The sequence below is a fragment of the bacterium genome (genome assembly GCA_040754625.1).
Classification (GTDB): Bacteria; JACRDZ01; JAQUKH01; order JAQUKH01; family JAQUKH01; genus JAQUKH01.
Genome location: JBFMCF010000113.1, coordinates 14,526 through 36,764 on the forward strand (window position 1 = coordinate 14,526; position 22,239 = coordinate 36,764).

20 protein-coding genes and 2 tRNA genes are annotated in these 22,239 nt (G+C 38.1%); 5 read left to right on the forward strand and 17 right to left on the reverse strand.

The annotated features are described in order from the left end of the window. Window positions 1-12: 12 nt before the first annotated feature. From trxB to glmM, 6 genes are all read right to left on the reverse strand, one after another. Window positions 13-930, reverse strand: coding sequence for a thioredoxin-disulfide reductase (gene trxB, locus AB1498_10945; protein MEW6088806.1), 918 nt, complete (start codon window positions 928-930; stop codon window positions 13-15). Between the two features lie 53 nt (window positions 931-983). Continuing rightward, window positions 984-2,540, reverse strand: coding sequence for an NAD(P)H-hydrate dehydratase (locus AB1498_10950; GenBank protein MEW6088807.1), 1,557 nt, complete (start codon window positions 2,538-2,540; stop codon window positions 984-986). Between the two features lie 8 nt (window positions 2,541-2,548). Continuing rightward, complete coding sequence (locus AB1498_10955; protein ID MEW6088808.1) at window positions 2,549-3,754, reverse strand: hypothetical protein; 1,206 nt, start codon at window positions 3,752-3,754, stop codon at window positions 2,549-2,551. Further along, the gene (gene acpS, locus AB1498_10960) at window positions 3,744-4,121 is read right to left on the reverse strand and encodes a holo-ACP synthase (GenBank protein MEW6088809.1); all 378 of its coding nucleotides are present in this window, start codon (window positions 4,119-4,121) and stop codon (window positions 3,744-3,746) included. Before acpS ends, AB1498_10955 begins: the two co-directional genes overlap by 11 nt. Window positions 4,122-4,203: 82 nt before the next feature. Continuing rightward, entirely contained in the window at window positions 4,204-4,935 is a 732-nt protein-coding gene (locus AB1498_10965) for a pyridoxine 5'-phosphate synthase (GenBank protein MEW6088810.1), read from the reverse strand. A gap of 193 nt (window positions 4,936-5,128) precedes the next feature. Then, complete coding sequence (glmM, locus tag AB1498_10970) at window positions 5,129-6,466, reverse strand: phosphoglucosamine mutase (protein MEW6088811.1); 1,338 nt, start codon at window positions 6,464-6,466, stop codon at window positions 5,129-5,131. A gap of 321 nt (window positions 6,467-6,787) precedes the next feature. Between glmM and AB1498_10975 the strand changes: the two genes are divergently transcribed. Further along, window positions 6,788-8,383, forward strand: a complete 1,596-nt coding sequence (locus AB1498_10975) for an FMN-binding glutamate synthase family protein (protein ID MEW6088812.1) — start codon at window positions 6,788-6,790, stop codon at window positions 8,381-8,383. A gap of 90 nt (window positions 8,384-8,473) precedes the next feature. Here AB1498_10975 and AB1498_10980 read toward each other — a convergent pair whose 3' ends face one another. From AB1498_10980 to AB1498_11030, 11 genes are all read right to left on the reverse strand, one after another. Next, window positions 8,474-9,382 (reverse strand): CdaR family protein, encoded by a 909-nt coding sequence (locus tag AB1498_10980; GenBank protein MEW6088813.1) that lies wholly within the window; start codon window positions 9,380-9,382, stop codon window positions 8,474-8,476. A 9-nt stretch (window positions 9,383-9,391) separates the two neighbouring features. Beyond that, entirely contained in the window at window positions 9,392-10,183 is a 792-nt protein-coding gene (gene cdaA / locus AB1498_10985) for a diadenylate cyclase CdaA (GenBank protein MEW6088814.1), read from the reverse strand. Between the two features lie 10 nt (window positions 10,184-10,193). Beyond that, the gene (gene folP, locus AB1498_10990) at window positions 10,194-11,393 is read right to left on the reverse strand and encodes a dihydropteroate synthase (GenBank protein MEW6088815.1); all 1,200 of its coding nucleotides are present in this window, start codon (window positions 11,391-11,393) and stop codon (window positions 10,194-10,196) included. Next, window positions 11,394-11,972, reverse strand: a complete 579-nt coding sequence (gene folE, locus AB1498_10995) for a GTP cyclohydrolase I FolE (protein MEW6088816.1) — start codon at window positions 11,970-11,972, stop codon at window positions 11,394-11,396. It abuts the gene before it with no gap. Between the two features lie 12 nt (window positions 11,973-11,984). Next, window positions 11,985-13,868 (reverse strand): ATP-dependent zinc metalloprotease FtsH, encoded by a 1,884-nt coding sequence (ftsH, locus tag AB1498_11000; protein MEW6088817.1) that lies wholly within the window; start codon window positions 13,866-13,868, stop codon window positions 11,985-11,987. A gap of 75 nt (window positions 13,869-13,943) precedes the next feature. Continuing rightward, entirely contained in the window at window positions 13,944-14,942 is a 999-nt protein-coding gene (gene tilS, locus AB1498_11005) for a tRNA lysidine(34) synthetase TilS (protein ID MEW6088818.1), read from the reverse strand. Between the two features lie 135 nt (window positions 14,943-15,077). Beyond that, a tRNA-Met gene (locus AB1498_11010) sits at window positions 15,078-15,154 on the reverse strand. Between the two features lie 113 nt (window positions 15,155-15,267). After that, window positions 15,268-15,344: transfer RNA gene (locus AB1498_11015), tRNA-Met, on the reverse strand. Between the two features lie 51 nt (window positions 15,345-15,395). After that, a complete protein-coding gene (locus AB1498_11020; GenBank protein MEW6088819.1) occupies window positions 15,396-15,743 on the reverse strand; it encodes a hypothetical protein in 348 nt (115 codons plus the stop codon). A 48-nt stretch (window positions 15,744-15,791) separates the two neighbouring features. After that, on the reverse strand, window positions 15,792-16,319 hold the full coding sequence (locus tag AB1498_11025) for a DUF501 domain-containing protein (GenBank protein MEW6088820.1): 528 nt from the start codon (window positions 16,317-16,319) through the stop codon (window positions 15,792-15,794). Beyond that, window positions 16,276-16,614, reverse strand: coding sequence for a septum formation initiator family protein (locus AB1498_11030; protein MEW6088821.1), 339 nt, complete (start codon window positions 16,612-16,614; stop codon window positions 16,276-16,278). Before AB1498_11030 ends, AB1498_11025 begins: the two co-directional genes overlap by 44 nt. An 89-nt stretch (window positions 16,615-16,703) precedes the next feature. On the opposite strand from AB1498_11030, the gene AB1498_11035 reads away from it, so the two are divergent. The 4 genes from AB1498_11035 to AB1498_11050 all read left to right on the forward strand — a co-directional run bounded on the left by AB1498_11035 (window position 16,704) and on the right by AB1498_11050 (window position 22,227). Then, on the forward strand, window positions 16,704-17,633 hold the full coding sequence (locus AB1498_11035) for a DUF362 domain-containing protein (protein MEW6088822.1): 930 nt from the start codon (window positions 16,704-16,706) through the stop codon (window positions 17,631-17,633). Then, window positions 17,630-19,132, forward strand: a complete 1,503-nt coding sequence (locus tag AB1498_11040) for a 4Fe-4S binding protein (protein ID MEW6088823.1) — start codon at window positions 17,630-17,632, stop codon at window positions 19,130-19,132. Before AB1498_11035 ends, AB1498_11040 begins: the two co-directional genes overlap by 4 nt. A 2-nt stretch (window positions 19,133-19,134) precedes the next feature. After that, window positions 19,135-20,211 carry a carboxypeptidase-like regulatory domain-containing protein gene (locus AB1498_11045; GenBank protein ID MEW6088824.1) on the forward strand — a complete coding sequence of 359 codons (1,077 nt, stop codon included), beginning with the start codon at window positions 19,135-19,137 and terminating at the stop codon, window positions 20,209-20,211. 135 nt (window positions 20,212-20,346) lie between these two features. Next, window positions 20,347-22,227: a sensor histidine kinase gene (locus AB1498_11050; protein MEW6088825.1), complete on the forward strand. Its 1,881-nt coding sequence runs from the start codon at window positions 20,347-20,349 to the stop codon at window positions 22,225-22,227. Window positions 22,228-22,239: the final 12 nt, after the last annotated feature.

Here is a 22,239-nt window from a genome sequence, read left to right on the forward strand (position 1 = left end):
CCCCCCGTTCTCTCAGGAAACATATTTTTCAGCGGCCATCGCCGCGGTTGCTCCGTCTCCAACAGCCGTGACTACCTGCCTCAGAAATTTTTTTCGTATGTCTCCGGCCGCAAAAATACCAGGCACATCGGTTCGCATGTCTTCATCTGTAATTATATAACCATTTTCATCTGTCCGCACTATATTTTTTAATAAATCGGTATTAGGTTTATGGCCCGCGTAAATGAAAATACCCGAACAGGCCAGAAACGAAATTTCTTTAGTTTTGACATTTTCTATTTTAATTTTTTCAACCTGGTTATTTCCAATTATCTCTTTTACTATTGAATTTAAAACAGTTGTAATCTTAGGCTGTTTTAAAACGCGTTCCTGAAGTATTTTCCCCCCGCGGAACTCATCCCGCCTGTGTATCAAATAGACTTTGTTCGTGAATTTTGTAAGGAATACAGCTTCTTCAAGCGCGGCGTTACCTCCCCCGACTACAGCAACATCTTTATTCTTGAAAAAAGCACCGTCACAAGTCGCGCAGTAGGAAACGCCTCGGCCTCTGAATTTTCTTTCGCCCGGGACATCCAATTCATTTGGTTTCGCGCCGGCCGCGATAATAATAGCGTTACATTGAATAGTTGTTCCATCATCCAGAATAATTGTTTTTTCTCCAGCATCCGCATTCCTTATTTCAGCTACCTGCCCGAATTCTATTTTCGCGCCAAAATGTTTTGCCTGTTTTTCCATATTATTCATTAAATCCAGGCCTCTTATTCCGTCATGGAAACCCGGGTAGTTTTCAATAATATCCGTGGTGGCGGCCTGCCCGCCGGGGGCTGTACTTTCCAGTATTAAAGTTGAAAGAAAAGCCCGGCTTGTGTAAATCCCGGCTGATAATCCCGCCGGCCCCGCGCCGATGATGACAACTTGATATTTATCCATTATTAGTCTCCATTTTTATAGTTAACAAAGTTAGTTTTCACACAGTCTGTTGTTTAAGCGGACGCTGATAGATTTTGTATGCCCAGATACAAATTTTCCATCAGATCCTTTGCCGTAAAACCCGTTATTCCCTTTTTCTCTGCCAGCAAATCTCCTGTTTTTCCGTGCAGGAAACAGGCAAGATTTAAAGCATTAGCAGGGCTTAATTTCTGGCCTAAGAAAGAAACAATCATTCCGGATAACACGTCTCCCATGCCGGCCTGCGCCATGCCGGGGTTGCCTGTGGGATTAATGAACTGGTTTCCGTTCGGCAGGGAGATAATTGAATAAGCTCCTTTAAGCACAAGATAAATATTGTGCTTTATCGCGAAGTTACGGCTGATTGTTAAACGATCTGCTTGAACAGCGTTTGAAGTTGATTTTAATAGCCTTCCCATTTCTCCTGGATGGGGTGTTAACAGAGCAGGATATTTTCTTTTTTTCAGGATAGAAATATTTTCTGAAAGGGCGTTTAAACCGTCCGCGTCAATTACCAGAGGTTTTTTTATTTTTCCTGTCAGTATCCTTATTAATTTTATTGTTTCTTCATCATGTGACATCCCGGGACCTATTAAAACCGCATCTTTTGTTTCAGCCAGTTTTAATATTTTTTCTAAAGAAGAAATGGCCAAACTCTTATTTTTTGTTTCAGGCATAGGATGCAATATAATTTCCGTGACGCGTTTACTTAAAGAATTATAAAGCGATTCAGGAACCGCGAGTTCAACAAGCCCCGCGCCGCTTTTTAAAGCCGCCTGCGCGGCAAGAAAAGGGGCGCCTATATAATTTTTTGAGCCGGCGATTATCAAGGCTTTACCCCGCGATCCTTTATGGGTGGAAGGCGGCCATGAAGGAATAAGCGGTTTAATATCTTTTCCCTCCAGGAGATCAATTAAAATTTCAGGATTTTTTGTAAGCCTTGGAGGAAATCCCAATTTAGCGATTTCAAGTTTTCCGGCATAATCAATCGCGGGGGGTAGAAATAATCCGGGTTTAGGTAATTCCATTGTTATGGTTAAATCCGCTTTCACTGCGACTGCTCCGATCTGCCCTGTGGACGCATTTACACCGGAAGGGATGTCAAGCGAAACGATGTTTTTACGGGAACTATTTATCAATTCAATTACTTTTTGGTGGAGATCGGGCATTAAACCGTGAAAGCCTATCCCGAATATCGCATCGATTATCATCTCGCAATCATGCAAATATCTGTTTATTATATTAATATTTTTATGGGTGAGGAGGGTGATGCTGAATCCCGATTTAAGAAGAATATCAAGATTTGTCTTTGCCTCATTTTTAAATTTAGCGGGGTTTGATAAAAGAAAAATTTTTACATCAGCGTTTGAAACAAAACACAGGTGCCGCGCAAGGCATAATCCATCGCCGCCGTTATTGCCGCGGCCCGCGAAAACAGCTATCTTTTTATTTTTAAGAGGGCCAAAATGTTTTTCCAGGATTTCTTTTGAAGTTCGCCCGGCGTTTTCCATTAATAGTATGCCGGGAATGCCGTATTTCTCCCTGGCAAGGCTGTCGATTTTTTTTATTTCAAGGGAAGATGGTATTTTCATAATAAATATTATATTATTTTTGGAGGCTCTCCCTGGTCCTCTTCAAGATAATAGTCACAGACAAATTTAAAAAAGGTTATGATGAACCCGTATATAACTCCCAGGATCCCGAAACCTAAAAGATAAAAAAATGGTTTTTCTTTTGAAGGGTCTTTTAAAAATGCGCTTATAATAAGAGCAATAAATCCAAAGGACGGAGAAAATATTAACGTCCATATGCGTTTTTTCTTTTTATCTTCTTCTCTTATATCACTTAATAATATGCCAAAGCCAACAGTCGCCCCCAATAATAGCCCGTCTATCGGAGATAAAACAAACAAGAAGAAGTTTTGAACAAACATCGGGGATAAAAATCCGGCGATGGCGCCTGAAACAAGGAGCAGGAGATTTTCTAATTTTTTAATCGGAATAAGTTTTGGTATTAAAGTGAATATAAAACCAAAGCATAAGCCGAAAGTTGCGTCTCTAATGAAACTTAAGGTAATCGCCTGGCTTAACGATGTTGCTCCGGTTGCAGTTAAATCGAAATTGGTATTTGTAAAAGTTATCGTTTCTACGATAATTCCAAACATTCCTGTGCCGATAGCGATAACTATTCCATGGAGTGCTGATAAAAGTATGGGTGAGATACAAAGCCGTATTAACGGTTTTAAGTATTGTAAAGACAGTTTTATACCGACTATAATGAGGCCGCCCCATATTGCGCCATAAAATGCGCCAAGAAAAACAATTTTAAAATCCACTGATTGCAGTAATTTAATTTCGACAAGGACATTAAATATAAAATTGCCGATAAATCCGGCTGTCATGCCGGCCAATAGATAATAAAACAGCAATTTTGCCTTATTTATTACTTTTTCTTCAATACTCTCAATCATAACAAAAGAAATACACAAAAGACTGCTGTCAAAACCGGATGCGAAAAAAGTAAATTTATCGTGAAGTATTATTCCGGGTATCCCGCCGATTACAAAACCGATAATTAAAGTATTTAATAAATAATAGTGCTGGATTTTAACACGTCCGAAAAATGGGATTTTAGGCAGAAAAAGCGATAGATATATTGTTAAACTTATAAAAAATCCGTCAATAATGCCCGAATATAATTTTACCCCCGAGATTACCCTGCCCAGTCCTGAAAGGACACTTCCTGCCGCAATAATGCAGATGAATGAACTTATAAGGTCTAACAGGTGTTTTTTTTCATTTTCCATGTTTTTCTCCGATGGCCATAGCAACAGCGTAATTTTCAGTATGAGAGATGCTTATTAAAAATTTTTTGAACCCCAATTTTTTCGCGAAAAGTTTTGTCCCTCCTGAAAGTGTCACCCTTGGTTCCCCGTTTTTGCCGTTTTTAATTTCGATTTCCCTGTATATTACAGGTTTAATATTTTCTCCGAATAATTTCGCTATTGCTTCCTTGGCCGCGAACCGTCCCGCGTAATTAATAAAATAATTTCTTTTTTTCCCGCAGTATTCAATTTCGGAATCAGTAAAAATTTTCGTAATAAAGTTTTTATTTTTTATTGAGTTCTTAATCCGTTTTACTTCAACAATATCAGTGCCGATGGAATGAATCATGCCGCTTCGCTCCAGTTAAAAGTTAGAAGTGAAAAGTGTAAAGTTGAAAACAATAAAATAATCGAGTTTTACTTTAAAACTTTTAATTTTTCAAATTTGACATTTGTAAAATATTGACCATTTCCTTCACAGCTTTTTCCAGACCTACAAATACCGCTCTCGAAATAATACTGTGCCCGATATTCAATTCTTCAATATCGGGAATTCGGGCCACATTCTGAACATTTACATAATTAAGGCCGTGCCCGGCGTTCACGCGAAGGCCCGACTTTTTCGCGAACATAGTGCAATCCTTTAACTTTTTGAGTTCAGTTAAAATATCTTTTTCGTTTTTAGCGTTGGCGTAATTTCCCGTGTGAAGTTCAATAAATTCAGCGCCGGTTTTTCCTGCTTTTGTTATCTGTTCAATATCGGGGTCAATAAAAAGGCTCACGATTATGTTCCCCTCAGAGAGTTTTTTTACGGCTTCGCGTATTTTGACGAAATTTTTAACGCAGTCAAGCCCGCCTTCCGTGGTTATTTCCTGCCTTTTTTCAGGGACAAGCGTGCATTGTTCGGGTTTTATAGCAAGCGCGATTTTAATAATTTCATCTGAAACCGCCATCTCAAGGTTCAATTTTGTTTTCACTGTTTCGCGCAGAAGCTTTATGTCCCGGTACTGGATATGCCGCCGGTCTTCGCGAAGATGCACTGTAATCCCGTCAGCTCCCGCGAGTTCACAGATTACGGCCCCCGCGACAGGGTCGGGATCATTCCCACCCCGCGCCTGGCGCAGGGTTGCGATGTGGTCTATGTTTACGCCTAATTTTACCATTTTATGTTTTTATCTTATTAAAGTTAAAAATATGTATATATTTCCAGTAAAAAGCACTTTTGATTTGTATTTTATATCAAAATTATTTTTAATGCAAATTTATTATATTTAATTGTAATAAATTGATGAAGAAAGTGGCAGCCATTATAATCGCGGCTTGACTTTTAAGCGGGCTTATCAAATTTTGTGTTGTCTATCCCAAATTTTCTTTGAACGCAAACGCAATTTTGTTTGCCAGTTTCTGGATGTGCTCCTGGTTCTGGCCTTCAATCATGACGCGGGCGAGGAGTTCCGTCCCTGAATACCGGACTGAAAGCCGTCCTTTGTCATTTAATTCCTTTTCAACCTCTTCGATTGATTTTTTTATTTCTGGAATTGTTAAAAAATCCTTTCTTTCTTTAACAGGGACGTTTACCAGTATCTGCGGGTAGTTTTCAAATTTGTCTTTTAATCCGGACAATTTTTCACCGGTCTCTTTCATGATGCAGGCAAGATGAAGCGCGGTCAGCAGGCCATCCCCGGTTGTCTGGTAATCGAGATTGATAATATGGCCTGATTGCTCCCCGCCCAAAACAGCGTTTCTTTTTTTCATTTCCTCAAGAACATACCGGTCCCCGACTTTCACCCTGATAAATTCTATGCCGGAATTTTTCATATATTTTTCAAGGCCCAGGTTACTCATTATAGTTGAAACAAGGACATTGTTTTTTAATCTATTTTTAGATTTCAGATATGAAGCCCAGACGGCCATTATCCTGTCGCCGTCGACAATTTGTCCGGTTTCATCGATTGCGATTACGCGGTCCCCGTCACCGTCAAAACACAATCCCAGATCGGCTTTGGCCTTAACAACTTTCCTGGTTATATTTTCGGGATGCAGTGACCCGCAGTTATGGTTAATATTTGTCCCATCGGGCAAAATATGATAATTTTTTACTTTTGCCTTTAATTTTTTAAACAGCCTGGGTGCTATGTTAAAAAGAGCGCCGTTACTGGTATCGATAACAATTTTGAATTGTGACAGGTCGTAACCGGAGGGGATAGTTGAAATTAAATATTTTATATAGTCGTCTTTATCTTTATGATGAGGCAACGTCCGGCCGAGAGCGGAAGGAGAGGGGGTGAATTTTACTTCACCAGTATTTTTCTCTATTTCTTCTTCTTGCTCATCGCTTAATTTGAACCCATCCGAATTAAAAACTTTAATTCCATTGTCTTCGTAAGTGTTATGTGAGGCGGATATGACTATCCCGGCATTTGCTTTATAAATTTTTGTCAGATAAGCGACTGCCGGTGTCGGGATGACACCAAGGGGAAGGATGTCCACCCCGGCGAAATTAATACCGGCGCTTAAAGCGGATTCCAGCATATCGCAGGAGATTCGCGTATCTTTGCCTATTGCTATAACCCCCTTTTTACCTTTAGTAAGGCACCAGCCTATGCTTTGGCCGATTTTGAACACAAATTCCGGTATTAAAGGAAATTCATTGGCTTTACCTCTTATGCCGTCTGTTCCAAACAAATTTTTCACCCGTTCCTTCCTTTCCGTGCTTTCCGTTAAATGTCCCCCGACATTTCTATTTCGCAAGATGAACTAAATAATTTATTATAACAGAAAATCAAACACTTTTAAAATAATTTTAAATAATTATAGCTTTTTATTATAATTACACATATAATATCCAAAAATAGTATAATTTATAGTATAATTTTGCCTAATAATTAATCATTATATTTAAAAAACAAATCAATTATCAGGGATTTCGGGAAATGGAACAGAGTCGTTTCTTTTCCTGAAATGGCAATGAAGCCTGTCTGGTGATTGATTTCAAAAGGAGGAATTTTAAACAAAATGAATCTACAAGGACCGAATGCAAATGATGCGACAAGGACGTCAAATCGTTCCAAAAGTGTTGTGCCGATGAGCGGTTTGTGTACCCGGTGTGTTGATGGCTGCCGCGGGAATTGTGAAGTTTTTAAGGCAACCTTCAGAGGCAGGGAATTGATTTATCCGGGACCTTTTGGGGAAATAACAGCGGGAGGTGATAAAGATTATCCTGTTGATTATTCTCACTTAAATATTCACGGGTATGCTTTGGGGTGCAAAGGGCTGCCGAAAGGGGTCAAAGGAGACCCTGATACTGCAAGGTTCCCAAATGTTAATACTGAGACAGAATATGGGTGGGATAAAAAGGTAAAGATGAGTATTCCAATTTTTACCGGGGCCCTCGGTTCAACTGAAATTGCAAGAAAAAATTGGGAGCATTTTGCGGTTGGAACGGCGATTTCCGGTGTTACACTTGTCTGCGGTGAAAATGTTTGTGGAATAGACCCCGCATTAGAATTGGATAAAAATAAAAAAGTTGTAAAAGCCCCTGACATGGACAGAAGGATTGAAATGTACCGGAGGTATCATAAAGGCATGGGTGAGATATTGGTCCAGATGAATGTAGAAGATACAAGGCTTGGTGTGGCGGAATATATCATTGACAAACATAAAATTGACACTATTGAATTAAAATGGGGACAAGGTGCCAAATGCATAGGCGGAGAGATCAAAGTCAACTCGCTTGATCGTGCCCTTGAGCTTCAAAGGCGGGGTTATATTGTAACACCTGACCCGTCAGACCCTGTTAATAAGGCGGCTTTTAAAGACGGGGCTATAAAAGAATTTGAACGGCACAGCAGGCTTGGTTTTATTGATGAAGATGGTTTTTATGATGAAATAAACAGGCTTAGAAAACTCGGTTTTAAACGTATCACGCTTAAAACCGGAGCATACGGTCTACGGGAACTTGCAATGGCGATTAAATGGGGTTCAAAGGCAAAGATTGACCTTTTAACAATCGATGGCGCGCCGGGCGGAACAGGAATGAGTCCATGGCGTATGATGGAAGAATGGGGTATGCCGAGTCTTTATCTTCATTCCGCGGCTTATGAATTCTGCAATAAGCTTTCGTCTAAAAAAACCAGGGCCCCTGATATAGCTTTTGCAGGAGGTTTCAGCAGTGAAGACGGTGTATTTAAGGCACTGGCACTGGGTGCGCCTTTTACAAAAGCAGTTTGCATGGGACGCGCTTTAATGATACCTGGTATGGTCGGCAAAAATATTGATATGTGGCTGAAGGAGAATAATTTGCCTAACACTGTAAGTAAATTTGGCACAACCAGGGAGAAAATCTTTGTTTGTTATGAAGAAGTTAAGAAACTTGTTGGTGAAAAAGAAATTGATAAAATACCTTTAGGCGCGATAGGTATTTACAGTTATTCGCAGAAGATTAAAGTTGGATTACAGCAGTTAATGGCAGGTGCCAGATGTTTTGACGTTGCATCAATTACAAGAAATGAATTAATGTCCCTGACAGAGGAATGTAAAAAAGTAACTGGTATTACTTATATTATGGACTCTTATAGAAAAGAAGCAGAGGAAATACTCACCGGTAAATAGTTTGTTTTCAGTGTAAAAAACGCATTGGTGCTTTATAGCGCCAGTGCGCTTGTGCACCAGAGCACTCTGGTGTACTAGCGCACTGTCATGCTACTTTGACTTTATCGTGGCATTGACGGTTTTTGGATTGTAATCGATATATTCTATCCCCGCTGGCAGTGATATATCGACCTTTCTTTGATACGTTCCAGGTGGAAGTTCATCTAAATCTATTGAGATCTTTATATCCTCCTTTTGAAGGACATCTATCTTATTCTCTAAACCCTGCACAGTGATATTTATAGTTTCCGGCAGCAGTCTCGCTTCAAAATTTTTATTTAGATTTAAAACTGTTATTTCATGATTATGAAATAATTTTTCTTTCCACAAAACAACTGTAACTTTTACAGAATTAATATTTTTTATTTCAATTTTTTTCTCTGATTTCAAATTAATTTCACGGGTGAAATTACCCCGGATCCCGTCTATAATAATTGGGACGGTTTCAATATAGGACGTTATTTTTAATTCACGCTCCGCGCCTTCAATTATAACAGTCGGAGGAACAACAATAAAATCATAAATTATAAAATTAGGGGCGGGATGGCCCGTCGTGACCACTTTTATGGGGACCTCTTTTGAAACGGGATAATCGAGGTCCACGGTAATTTGATCGGGTTCAATCTTTACAACTTCTACTTCTTTGGGAGTAGAGATGTTTTTTGATGTTAAACGATAGGTTATTTTGCTTGATTCCTGGAAAGAAAGGTCTAATTCCACTTTTAACTGGTCCTTGGAGAGGCCGTTTATTACATTTCTTCTCCCTTTAAAAGTGACATTTATATATTCAGGCGTGTCCCCGAAAATAGCCATATTCGAAGCTTTAGCTATATGCAGAGGAAGGTCAAATGTTATTTCCGACCTGCTTTCCGCCTGGACATAACCCCATAGAATTACAGCAAGCAGTAAAGAAATAATTTTTAAAATAAAATTTTTAGAAGAAGGATAATTTATTTTCATAAAAAAATACTATTTTTTCTTTTTGCCCCATGAAAAACTTTCTCTTTTTGGCAATAAAATCTCTTCTAACGATTTTTTTAAAGAGAGAGTGTCTATTCCCTGCGAAATTATCCCGCCTTTAACAAGGGATATATTCCCGGTTTCTTCCGAAAGGACAATTACAATCGCGTCAGTTTCCTCAGTCAAGCCGATTGCGGCACGGTGGCGCGTTCCAAATTGCTTGGGGATATGAGGGTCTTTACTTAAAGGCAAAATGGAAGCGGCAGACGCAATGTCGTTGTGCTGGATAATAATAGCCCCGTCATGAAGAGGGGTATTTGGCGTAAATATTGTGTTTATGAGTTCAGAGGAAATATACGCGTTTATTTTCGTGCCGGTTTCTATCAGGCTTTTAAGGCCCACATCTCTCTCTATAACAATAAGTGCGCCATATTTTTGTGAAGTCAGATAAATGACAGACTTTATTATTTCATCGATTAAAAACGTTTTGTCACTAAAATAATAACCAAATAATTTTCCTGTTCCAAGGCGCGCCAGGGCGCTTTGAAGTTCGGTCTGGAATACAATTATGAAAATTATTATCCATATTGTCCAGAGGTTTTTTAAAAGCCATGTAATAGTCTGGAGCTGTAACCGCTGGGAGATAAAAGTTGCAATAATAATAATCGCTAATCCAATAGACATCTGGACCGCCTTGGTTCCTTTAATCAAATTAAAGAGCCAATAAAATATTAATGCAACAATGATAATATCCACTATATCAATAAAGTGAATTTGGGAAAATATGTTTAAAATATTCATGGTTAGGTATTTATTTTAGTATTGCCTCAGCCATATTTATTGCTCTTTTGACAGCCTTTACATCATGCACGCGTAAAAAACTGGCTCCCCGGATCAGGCCTATTATGCAGGAGGCAATTGTTCCTTCAAGACGATTTTCAATATCGGCATTTAATATCTTTCCTATAAAAGATTTACGTGATGTTCCAAGCAGAATAGGGCGGCCCAGTATTTTAAAATGGTTAAGATTTTTTATTAATTCTATGTTATGTTCGATCGTTTTTCCAAATCCGATACCCGGGTCAATAATAATCTTTTCTTTTTTGACGCCTCCTTTTTCGGCCAGTTCAATGTTTGTTTTCAAATAATCCGTTACTTCAGCAATAAGGTTATTATATGAGGGAGTTAGCTGCATATTTTCAGGTTTTCCTTTAATATGCATGATAATTACAGGAACGTCGTATTTAGCGGCGGTTAAAGGCATTTTTTTATCAAACCGGAGGCCGCTTATATCGTTAATTATTTCAGCGCCTTCTTCAATGGCCTGCCGGGCCACGTCTGATTTACATGTATCTACAGAAATGGGGATTTTGATCTTGCCTGATAGCTTTTTGATAACGGGAATGATTCTTTTCTTCTCCTCAGCGGCAGAAATCCTGTTTGAGCCGGGACGGGTTGATTCGCCTCCTATATCTATTATATCTGCACCGTCTTCTGCAAGTCTCAGGGCATGCTCATATGCTGTTTCAGTGTTAAAATATTTATTCCCGTCTGAAAAAGAATCAGGTGTAACATTGACAATTCCAATAATATAACATTTTTTGTTAAATCTAAACGTCTTTGATTTACAGGCTAACGGGGGTGGTATACTTTGATAATTTTTCAATATCTCGTTTAAATTCCGCCCAAGTTTTTTTAATCCGCCAAACGGCTGAATACTCAATTTGCATATCAAATATTTATATTGTTTTAATGTACCGAAAATAAGGACATCAGTTTTCTTGTTTTTTAAACCGTAAATTTCTTTGCTTACCGCTGCTTCCCCCCCGAGGGAGAGCATTTCCTGTTTTAAGATGTTCGCATGGACACAATCCACAGAAAAAAGTTTTAAGGGAAAAATAATTGCTTTACCGGCCATTATTTTTATGGCACGGCTGTCTACACCAATCTTTTCCAGTTCTTTCCCTGCTTCTGATAAATCTTTTATGGAAATTACTTGTGGATTATACATCTATCCTTTTATCAATGTAAACGCCTCGGCCCTGGTTGCCGGTTTTCTGAATATGCCGCGTATAGCGGATGTAATTGTATGGGCCCCGGGTTTTTTTATGCCGCGCATCGTGATGCACATATGTTCAGCTTCAATTACTACCAATACACCTTTGGGTAAAAGTTGTTTCATAAGGGAATCGGCTATTTCAGTGGTTAATTTTTCCTGGAGCTGGGGGCGTTTAGAAAAGAAATCAACGATTCTAACCAGTTTACTCAATCCTGTGATTTTATTTTTACTTGGGATATAGGCTACATGCGCTTTGCCGAAAAATGGCAGAAGGTGGTGCTCACAAATGGAATAAAAAGGTATATCTTTTACTAAAATCATTTCATCTTCATTTTGCGTGGAAAATATTTTAAGGTTTTCGTCAATTGCACAGGGATTAATATTGCATAGAATTTCTTCATACATCCTAGCGACCCTTAAAGGCGTATCTTTAAGTCCTTCACGTTTGGGATTTTCTCCAATGGCTTCTAATAGCATCTTTACAGAATTTTCAATTTTTTTCTTGTCGATTGAAAATATTTTATTTTGCATAAATCGTGCCTGTTAAACTTTAGTTTCGTTTACCGGATTTGTTTCTGTGGATTTAGTTTTTTTATGGTTAACGTGTGTTTCCGCAATATACTTTTCTAGTTCTTCTGGAGTGCTTTTTAATATTACATTTACATCCTCAGCATCCAATACTTCTTTTTCCAAAAGTATATTAGCAAGAATATTAAGCTTGTCTTTTTTTTCTTCAAGAAGTTTTTCGGCCTTACTGTAACAATCTTCGACTATCTTGCGTATTTCTTCGTCAATTTCAATAGCAGTTTTTTCGCTGTAGTTTTTATCTTTAACAATATCGCGGCCTAAAAATATCTGTTCATTTTTTTTGCCGAATGTGATTGGCCCAAGTTTTTCACTCATTCCATATTCACATACCATTTTATGGGCCGCCTCAGTCGCGCGTTCAAGGTCATTTTGGGCCCCTGTAGTTATTTCATTGAAAATCATTTGTTCCGCTACCCGCCCGCCGAGGAGGACAATCATTCTATTCATAATTTCACTCTTTGTAATCAGGTACCTGTCTTCCGTCGGAAGCTGTAGTGTATAGCCTAAGGCCGCTATCCCGCGAGGGATAATTGATATTTTATGGACAGGATCCGAGCCCGGGATCATCTTAGCTAATAACGCATGGCCAGATTCATGAAAAGCAACTATCCTTTTTTCTCTATCGCTTATAACCCTGCTTTTTCTTTCAGGGCCCGCGACAACTCTTTCAATCGCTTCTTCAAATTCCTGCATTTCAACTTTATTTTTATTTCTTCTCGCGGCCAAAAGCGCGGCCTCATTTACCATATTTGCCAAATCCGCGCCTGAAAAACCAGGCGTGCGCCGCGCCATAATTTTCATATCTACTGAAGGGTCAACCGGTATATTTTTAGAATGGACTTTTATAATTCCCTCGCGGCCGACAATATCAGGCCTGTCAACAACTATTTGCCTGTCAAATCTGCCGGGCCGAAGCAGTGCGGGGTCTAATACGTCCGGCCGGTTTGTAGCTGCAATAATTATTACACCTTCATTGGATTCAAAACCATCAAGTTCCACGAGGAGCTGGTTAAGTGTTTGTTCACGTTCATCATGACCTCCCCCAAGTCCCGCGAAACGCTGGCGGCCGACCGCGTCAATTTCGTCAATAAAGATAATACACGGCGCGTTTCTTTTGCCCTGTTCAAAAAGATCGCGTACGCGGGAAGCCCCGACACCGACAAACATCTCAACAAAATCAGAACCGCTGATGTTGAAAAATGGCGTGTTCGCTTCGCCGGCCACAGCGCGTGCCAAAAGCGTTTTACCTGTTCCCGGTGGTCCGAACAATAGAACACCTTTGGGAATTTTCCCCCCGAGTTTTTGGAATTTCGGAGGATCTTTAAGAAATTCAATTATTTCCTGCAATTCTTGTTTTGGTTCATCGCATCCCGCCACATTAGCAAATGTAATCTTTGGAGACTTTTCCGAATGTAATTTTACCCTTGCTTTTCCGAAAGAAAGGGCTTTGGTTCCCGGTCCCTGCATCTGGCGCATGAGGAAAATCCAAACACCTATAAATAAAATCATCGGGGCCCATGAAAATAAAAAATTTAAAAGCCACGAATTAGATTCATTCGGCTTCACAGTAATGTTGACTTTTTTTTCTCTCAGCATTTTTATCAGTTCAGGATCATCAGGCGTTAAAGTAGCAAAATATGTGCTGTCCTCGAACATGCCCTGTATATCTTTATCTTGAATTTCCACATTTTTTATCTTATTTTCTTCCAGTTTATTCAAAAATTCGCTGTAATTAATTTTATCGTGTGTTTTTTGTGCAATATTTCCCAGGTAAAAAACAGAGATAGCTATCGCCATGATGATAAGCCATATACTTAAATTTTTATAGAATTTATTCATTAAATTACCTCATTTTATGTTTAATTTTCAGTACTATTATACCACAATTTAAATTTATAATTATATATGATATTTTTAATTATTACAATAAAATAATAATTTTTCACGAATTTTTTTAGCAATTAATTTCCGGGGGAGGTTCGTTTTTAAATTTTTGCCGCTCAAAATTTTTTGTATGGCTTTTATATGATTGAAGTCTATATTATGTCCTGATGTAAATTCCCTCGCGCAGGATTGAAGAACACGGGCCTGGACAGCAGGGTGAAGTTTTAATAGTTTATTAACGGAGACCTCTAAAATATTATTATTTTTTTTGGGTTTTTTGATAATGATTTTTTTCGCAATCCTTCCGGCCAAATTTTCAAGATAATCATTTTCCAATGATAAGATATTTGACATATTATTTAAACGGTTTTTTAACTGCGGCTGATAGTATTTTTCTAAAAAAGGAATCAATTTCAGCCTGATCTTATTACGCATGTAAATTATTTTCTTATTAGAGGCGTCTACACGGAAGGTTATCTTTTCTTTTTTTAAAAAACTTAAAATATCTTTACGTGAAATGGAAAGCATGGGATGGACCAAAACTATTTTTTTTGTTAATGGCCTTTTTACAGGTATACCTGATAAGCCCTGCTTGCCGCTTCCTCTTAAAAAATTAAATAAAACGGTTTCCGCCTGGTCATCAGCCTGGTGCGCTAAAGCGATTTTGTTCACGTTGTGTTTTTGCGCGATTTTCAGAAAAAATTCAAGGCGCAGTTCCCTGGCGGTATCCTGTAATGAGTTATTGGAATTTTCAAGTATATTTTTGTTTACCGGCAGAAGGTAAAAAGGCAGTTCAAGTTTACGCGCCATGTTCCTGCAGAAATTTTCGTCTTTATCTGAATCTTTACCCCTCAAATGATAATTAATATGGACCAGAAAAAGGGAAAGATTATTTTTGTTTCTAAGTTTATTTAAAAGAATGGCCAGCGCGGTTGAATCAGGGCCTCCGGACAAGCCTATTACAATACGGTCATTTTTTTTAATTAAGCCGGAAGTTGTAATTTTTTCGATTAGTTGTTTTTCGGGCATTTACAATGTAGTTTGTGTGTGTAGTTTGTAATTTGGGAAAAATTTTCATGCCGTCAGTGTAAAATTGAATAAGGTTACGCAAATTACAAAATACAAATTACTAATTACACAAAATTTTCGCATTATGAAAATTTTTGGTAGCGGTGGTAGGACTTGAACCTACGACACCACGGGTATGAGCCGAGTGCTCTAACCAACTGAGCTACACCGCCAAAAATAGAAAATCGAAAATTGAGAATCGAAAACTGACCGCTGATTTCTTTTTCTCCATTTTCGATTTTCTATTTTCGATTGCTCTGATTTTTCTGCCTTTGGCAGAAAAATATGGTTGCGGGGGCTGGATTTGAACCAGCGGCCTTCGGGTTATGAGCCCGACGAGCTACCAGGCTGCTCCACCCCGCGATAATCGTTAAAAAGATTTAATTATACATCAAAATATTATTTTGTCAAGCTTTAATGGTGTTTTTCACCTTTAATGTAATAATGAGCCAGCGGCGCGATGAAACTGAAGAGCATAAAAGCAAGCAAAATTTTTGCAAAAATGAGCATTTTCCCATAATGAGGCCAGATATGGGAAGAGGTGTGGATTTCTCCATGTTCAGCGCTTCCTTCCATGTCTCCAGCCGTTTTTCCACCATCTTTAATATTCGCGGCATCATGTATTGTGCCATCGGGGTTATGGCCTATGTTTTTCTCATGGCTTGCCTCTTCATGGACTGCCGAAATATTTTTAAAGAAAAATGAAATTCCAAGAGACACACTTATCATGCAAATAAAGATAAATTTATTCGTTTTACGCATAGTGGCCCTCCGTTTTTAACACAATTATAATATGTTTTATTATTTACTTCAAGTAATATAAACACATTTTTTTTTACATAGCGGGTTTTTTTTAACATATCCTTCTATAATATTTCCGATTGGATTTTTCTTTACCGCAATATGATACGCCCAGTGGCTGTGAAGACATTTAAGAGATGACAAATCTTTAATACCGTCTATACCTTTTCCTTCAAGTGATTTAACACGTTTTATACTTAAGCCAGGCGGATAAAATTTTTTACGGTAACCGGCAAAATTTTTATTTATTGTTATTATATTTTCTTTTAGGGAGGTGTTTATTATAAATTTATTTTTTATTTTTTTTATCAACCCGTCCGATTCAAGCCTGGAAATTAAATAAATTTCATGAGGGCAAGTAAGCCAGAATATGGTGGGAGAAAGCTCCGGAGAGCTTAAAATCACCCTTGGAAGTTTATAACGGCATTTTTTGATGACTTTTAATAAGTTGCGCGGTTTTCTTCCTATCTGTTTTTCAATGATTTGAGTGATCTTATCGCGGTGTGATTTGGAATATAATTTCGCCTTTTTCTGCAAGTCCCAGTTCCTCTCTAGCCAGCCGTTCTATATATTCGGGATTCTCTTTGAGATTTTTTATCTCTACCAGCAGCCTTTTATTTTCATTTTCTATATTTTTGTTTTGTTCCTTCAACCTGGCATAAGTTTTGCGAAGATTTCTAAAATGAAGGTAGCCCTTATCTCCTTTTATGAATATTAAACTGAAAAGAAGAAAAAGGAAGAACGTCCATATCACAAAAATCTGGTTGTAAACCATATGGTGTTTTTTCCTTTTTCTGGTCCCTTTTAAATCAGTCAGTTTTTGGTATTTCATTTTATTATATTATAATTTTATATAGCGTCGATTAATTATTTGATATAATATTATTCGTAACTTATTATTAAAACTTAAGTAAAATAACTATGAAAAATATAACACGCAGACGTTTTTTGGAAAAAGCTGTCAAAATTACCGGCCTTTTAGCCTTTTCTAACGCAATGCCGAAGGGTTTAATGACTTATGCAATTGGAGAAGATACTAAAAAATCTTTGATAGGAATCGGGAAAGGTGAAAATTACGGAAAGATTGCAAACCTGGCTTTAGAAGCGGCTGGAGGAATAGGGAAGTTTGTAAAAAGAGGGGATAAAGTAGTCATCAAACCCAATATTTCATGGGACAGGCCGCCGGCATTGGCCGCAAATGTCCACCCGGAGGTCTTGAAAGAGGTTATTGCGATGTGTCTTAATGCAGGTGCGGGTAAAGTTATTATTTTTGACCGCCCATGCAACGATCCGAGGCGAAGTTATGTAAACAGCGGTGCAGAAGACGTTGTTAAAGGTTTTAAAAACAGCCAGGTAAATTTGATACATGTTGATAATAAAAATTATATAGAAAAAATATTCAAAGAAGGAAAATTTATTACGAAGTGGAATATTTACAGGGAAGCACTGGAAAATGATGTTTTCATCAATCTTGCTAAAGCAAAACATCACGGCCTTTCTAAACTTACCCTGGGAATGAAAAATATGATGGGAGTCATGGGAGGTGATCGGGGTGTAATGCACCAGCATATTGACCAAAATCTGGCTGATTTGAATTTTTTAATCCGGCCCAAATTAGTAATACTTGATGCGGGCAGGATTCTATGGCGGAACGGGCCCCAGGGCGGAGATATTTCAGATACTAAAAAAGCGGACCAGGTAATCGCAAGCCAGGATGTTATAGCGGTTGATTCATACGGTTCAACCCTATTTGATATAAAAGGAAGCGATTTAGGATACATAACCATTGGGAAAGAAATGGGATTGGGAGAAAGCGATCTGAAAAAAGTGGAGATTAATATTAAACAATGAAATGGCGGCGCAGGGCTGTCCAGATTTTTATTTTTGTTTTTTTTGTGTTTCTTTTCCTGGAAACCACATATCAGGGAAAGGATATTCTTAGTTATCCCGTTAATATTTTTTTGCGGCTTGACCCTTTAATTGCGCTTGGCACTATGATTTCCGTACGGAAATTTATAGAAGGTTTTGGTGGGGCATTTTTGATTCTGTTTGCAACTGTTATTCTTGGCCGTTTTTTTTGCGGATGGGTATGCCCCTTAGGGACATTTTTAGATGTTTTTTCAACTGTATTTTTCAGAAAAAAGAGATTTTTTTATAAAGAAAAACAAAATTATCAAAAATACCGCTGGAAATATTATATATTAATTTTTCTTTTGGTTACATCGGTCTTCAGCATTCAGTCTGTTTTTCTGCTTGACCCTATAAGCCTTATCACAAGAAGTTTTACGATAACTGTTTATCCTGCCTTTAATTTTTTATTTTCACGCTGGAGTTTTTTCCTGCCCGCGTCCGTTAAAAAATCGGTTTTTCTTGATGCGCAACCTGTTTTTCTTTTAAATATTTTTATAACTGTTTTTTTTATTATTATACTGTTCCTGGAAAATTTCGGGAAGCGTTTCTGGTGCCGGAATTTATGCCCCCTGGGAGCAATGCTTGGTTTAGTTTCAAGATTTCCATTGTTCAGGCGCGTTGTGGGAGAAGGCTGTAATGACTGCGGGCTGTGCGGGAAGAATTGTAAAATGAACGCTGTGAGGGACGATTTTAAAAACAACCTCTCCTTCGAATGTATTGACTGCTTTACCTGCGCGGACGCATGCCCTGCGGAAGAAGTCAATTTCGTATTCTCACCGGATATTAATTCGAGGCAAAAATTCGATTTATCCAGGCGTCACGTGTTATTTTCTGTTTTTGGAGGGGTTTTATCCGTCCCCATAATAAAAAACATTTATCTCCAAAAAGATGAATTATTCAAGGCGGGAAATGATTATTTAATCCGCCCGCCCGGGGCCGTGACGGAAACTGAATTTTTAAATCGTTGTATAAGATGCGGTAAATGCATGCGCGTGTGTTTAGGAAACGCTCTCCATCCCGCATTAATTGAGGCGGGATTGGAGGGATTATGGTCTCCCATGCTTGTCCCGAGGTTAGGATATTGTGAATATAATTGCACGCTTTGCGGACAGGTTTGTCCTACACAGGCGATTAAAGAGTTAACTCTGGATGAGAAGAAAAAGAATATAATCGGCCTTGCGCATTTTGATAAAAACAGGTGTATTCCGTATGCGAGACGGACAAATTGCATGGTTTGCGAAGAGCACTGTCCCACATCTCCAAAGGCAATTGTTTTTGAAGAGACCAAAGAATTAACCAGAGAAGGTTATCCTATCAAGCTTCCCAGGGTTGTTGAGGATAAGTGCATCGGCTGCGGTATCTGCCAGAATAAGTGCCCGGTCCAGGGGAAAGGGGCGATCATTGTGACTAGGGAAAAAGGGATGAAATCCGGAGATTAAAAATGGCAAAAACAGGTAAACTTATTTCTATTTTGATTTTAGCTGCAAATCTTTTAGGTTGTATAAGAAAAATCCCTGATGAGATCAGGAAAACAGGTATCGAGGGACGTATAGTACATTATGACCAGTTATTGGAAAGCGCTTACGTTTACGCCTATCAGGATTCGGATTTCACTAAACCGCCTTTATTTGTTTCCGGCCCAAGCAGTGACAACGGCCGCTATGATTTTGAAATACCGGCAGGGAAATACTTTATCGCGGCTAAAAAAGATAACATTTATTTCAGCTATTTTGGAGGAAACCCGATAATGGTCAGAAATAATGAATACTCGTGGGTCGGCCTGAATTGCATAAAAACGGAAATTGACGATTTAAAAGCTTATGAAAATTCCAATAAAGAGGAGACGGTTTTAAAAGGCCGAGTCACATACCAGGACAATCCGCTTGAAAATGCGTATGTTTATTTATATCTTGAGGACAAAACAGATTTTAAAGGAATGGGATTCCAGACATCGCTTCCGACGGATAAAGATGGAAGATTTAAATTTACTAATTTACCGGAAGGCAAATATTATCTTTACGCAAGAAAAAGAAACATTCCCGGGCCCTCCGGTCCGGTCCAGATAGGGGATTATTCGGGATATTTTCATTTAAACCCGGTTGATGTCCGGTGGGGGGTAACAAGTGAGGTTAATATAAAATGCATTGTCCGTGCCGGGGAAATAGGAAAAGAAGTCCTTTCAATAGGAAGCGGCAATATAATTATCCGCGGGAAAATCCTTGATTCAAAAGGCCGGCCGGTTAAAGGAATATACGCTTTTTTATATAAAACGCCTGTTATTGGCCATGAACGGCCGGCATATATTTCTAATGTCACGGATGAGTCTGGTATCTATGAGATTCGTTTAAAAACCAGCGGGAAATATTATCTGGGAGCCAGGCAGATATTCGGTGATTCGCCCCGTCCGGGCGAACTTTATGGCCTTTATGATAACACGCCGGACCATTCAGTTACAACAAAAGAAGGGGAAATTATTAAAGGGCTTGTCATTATTGTAAATCCAATCCTGAATCAATGAAAAAAACTGGCCATTAAAATCCTGCTAATTTTTATACTTTAGATATTTCAGAAAAAATCCGATTAAATAATAATGCTGAGTGGACTAAAAAAAGAATTATATTTTAAGATTACAATAGTAGGAGTCATATCTGTTTTGGTACCAAGTTTGGTCTTTTATTTTTCTTCCGCTAAAATCCTGACTAAAATGGTGGGTGCGAATCTAAAGGGGATTTCAGAACGGTTTTCCAATAATTTCCATTTGGTTATTGCAAATAATATAGAACATGTGGAAGATCTGGCCTGCAATCCTTTCCTGGTTTATTTCACACAAAAAGCCAATGAAAAAAATACCGCCGGAAATCAAGAAAACACAAGCAAGGCAATTCAGGATATAGATACAAAGTGGATAAACGGAAGTTTACCGCAGGATTTTATCGATAATATTTTGAAAAATTCCTTAAGTATTTTGCTGAGAGATAACATAAATTACCAGGCAAATTATATGGAAATTTTTGTTACAGATAAAAGGGGCGTTGTTATCGCGGCAACGAACAAGACGTCTGATTATTATCAAGCCGATGAGACATGGTGGCAAAAAGCGTATAACAGCGGCAATGGTGAAAATTATATTGATAAAATCGGGTTTGACAGCAGTGCGAACTTATATTCTTTGGATATATGCCTTCCAATAAGGGATAAGAAAGATAATAATGTAATCGGAATAATAAAAGCGGTTTCTGATATTAAAAAGGTCATATATCCGGCTTTTTCCGAAAAGATAGGTGAGACGGGCAGGGCGGGACTTATTTCTTCGGATGGTACAACCATATTTGGCAGGGACGGTTTCATGGTCAAAGTATTCAATAAGGAAATAACAGACAAAATTAAGCATGAAAAAGATTTTTTTGTTGATTACTGTCCCCGGACCAAAGAGAAAATGATTTTTGCCGCTGCGCCTGTTACCCAAAAGGAATTTTCAATCGGTGATAATATGTATGTTGTAATCAGCCAGAATTTAAGCGAGGCTGTTAAACCGGTAAAACAATTAATAATGATTATTTTTATTGTCGGATTTATGACATGGATAGTCGTTATTTATTTTGTGAGATTGTTTTTAACCAGGCTTGTGAATGTTATAAATATTATTAATGAAGGCATGAGGGCGATTGAATCCAGTAAAATTACTATTGCCCATCCCTCAAATGCGAGGGATGAACTTGAAAATCTGACTATGACCTTTAATAGTATGGTGCAGGCTATTAAGGAAAGAGATAAATTAAAAGTAGATAAATCAGAATTGGAAACAATTTCAAAGGAACTCATTGATAAAAATGTTGAATTGGGGGAATTTATTTATTCCATTTCTCATGATTTAAGGGCGCCCGTGGTTTCAATAAGCGGATACTCTTCAATTCTTTTGGAGGAATACGCTGACAGATTAGATGACGAAGGGAAAAAATATTTGAAGAGGATAAGTGAAAATACGGCGTTTATGGAACAATTAATTCATGATCTGATTGATTTATCCCGTGCAGAAAGGATTAATTTTGTTTTCCAGGACGTTGACGTATCGGAAATATTAGAAGCTGTTTCCTCGCAATTCAGCGAAGAAATCAGAAAAAAGAAGATTAATTTTGTCGTTAAATCCAGGCTGAAAAAGATTTATGCCGATAAAATAAAAATTATACAGGTATTTAATAATCTTATCGGCAATGCCATAAAATATATAGATACTGACAAGGCTCCGTATATTGAGATTGGAGGAGAAATGGACGGGGATTTCTATAAATTTTATATCAAGGACAATGGTATCGGAATCTCAAAGGCGAATCAATCCAAAATATTCAAGCTTTTTTACCGCGTGGAGGGAACGGGTATTTCAGGGACAGGCGTTGGTTTGAATATTGTCAAGAAAATTGTTGAAAGACACCAGGGAAAAATCTGGGTTGAATCTGAGCTTGGCAAAGGATCAACTTTTTATTTTACCTTGTATAAATCACTCTGTGATATTAACGAAAAAAATGATAAAATTTAAAGGAGGAAATTT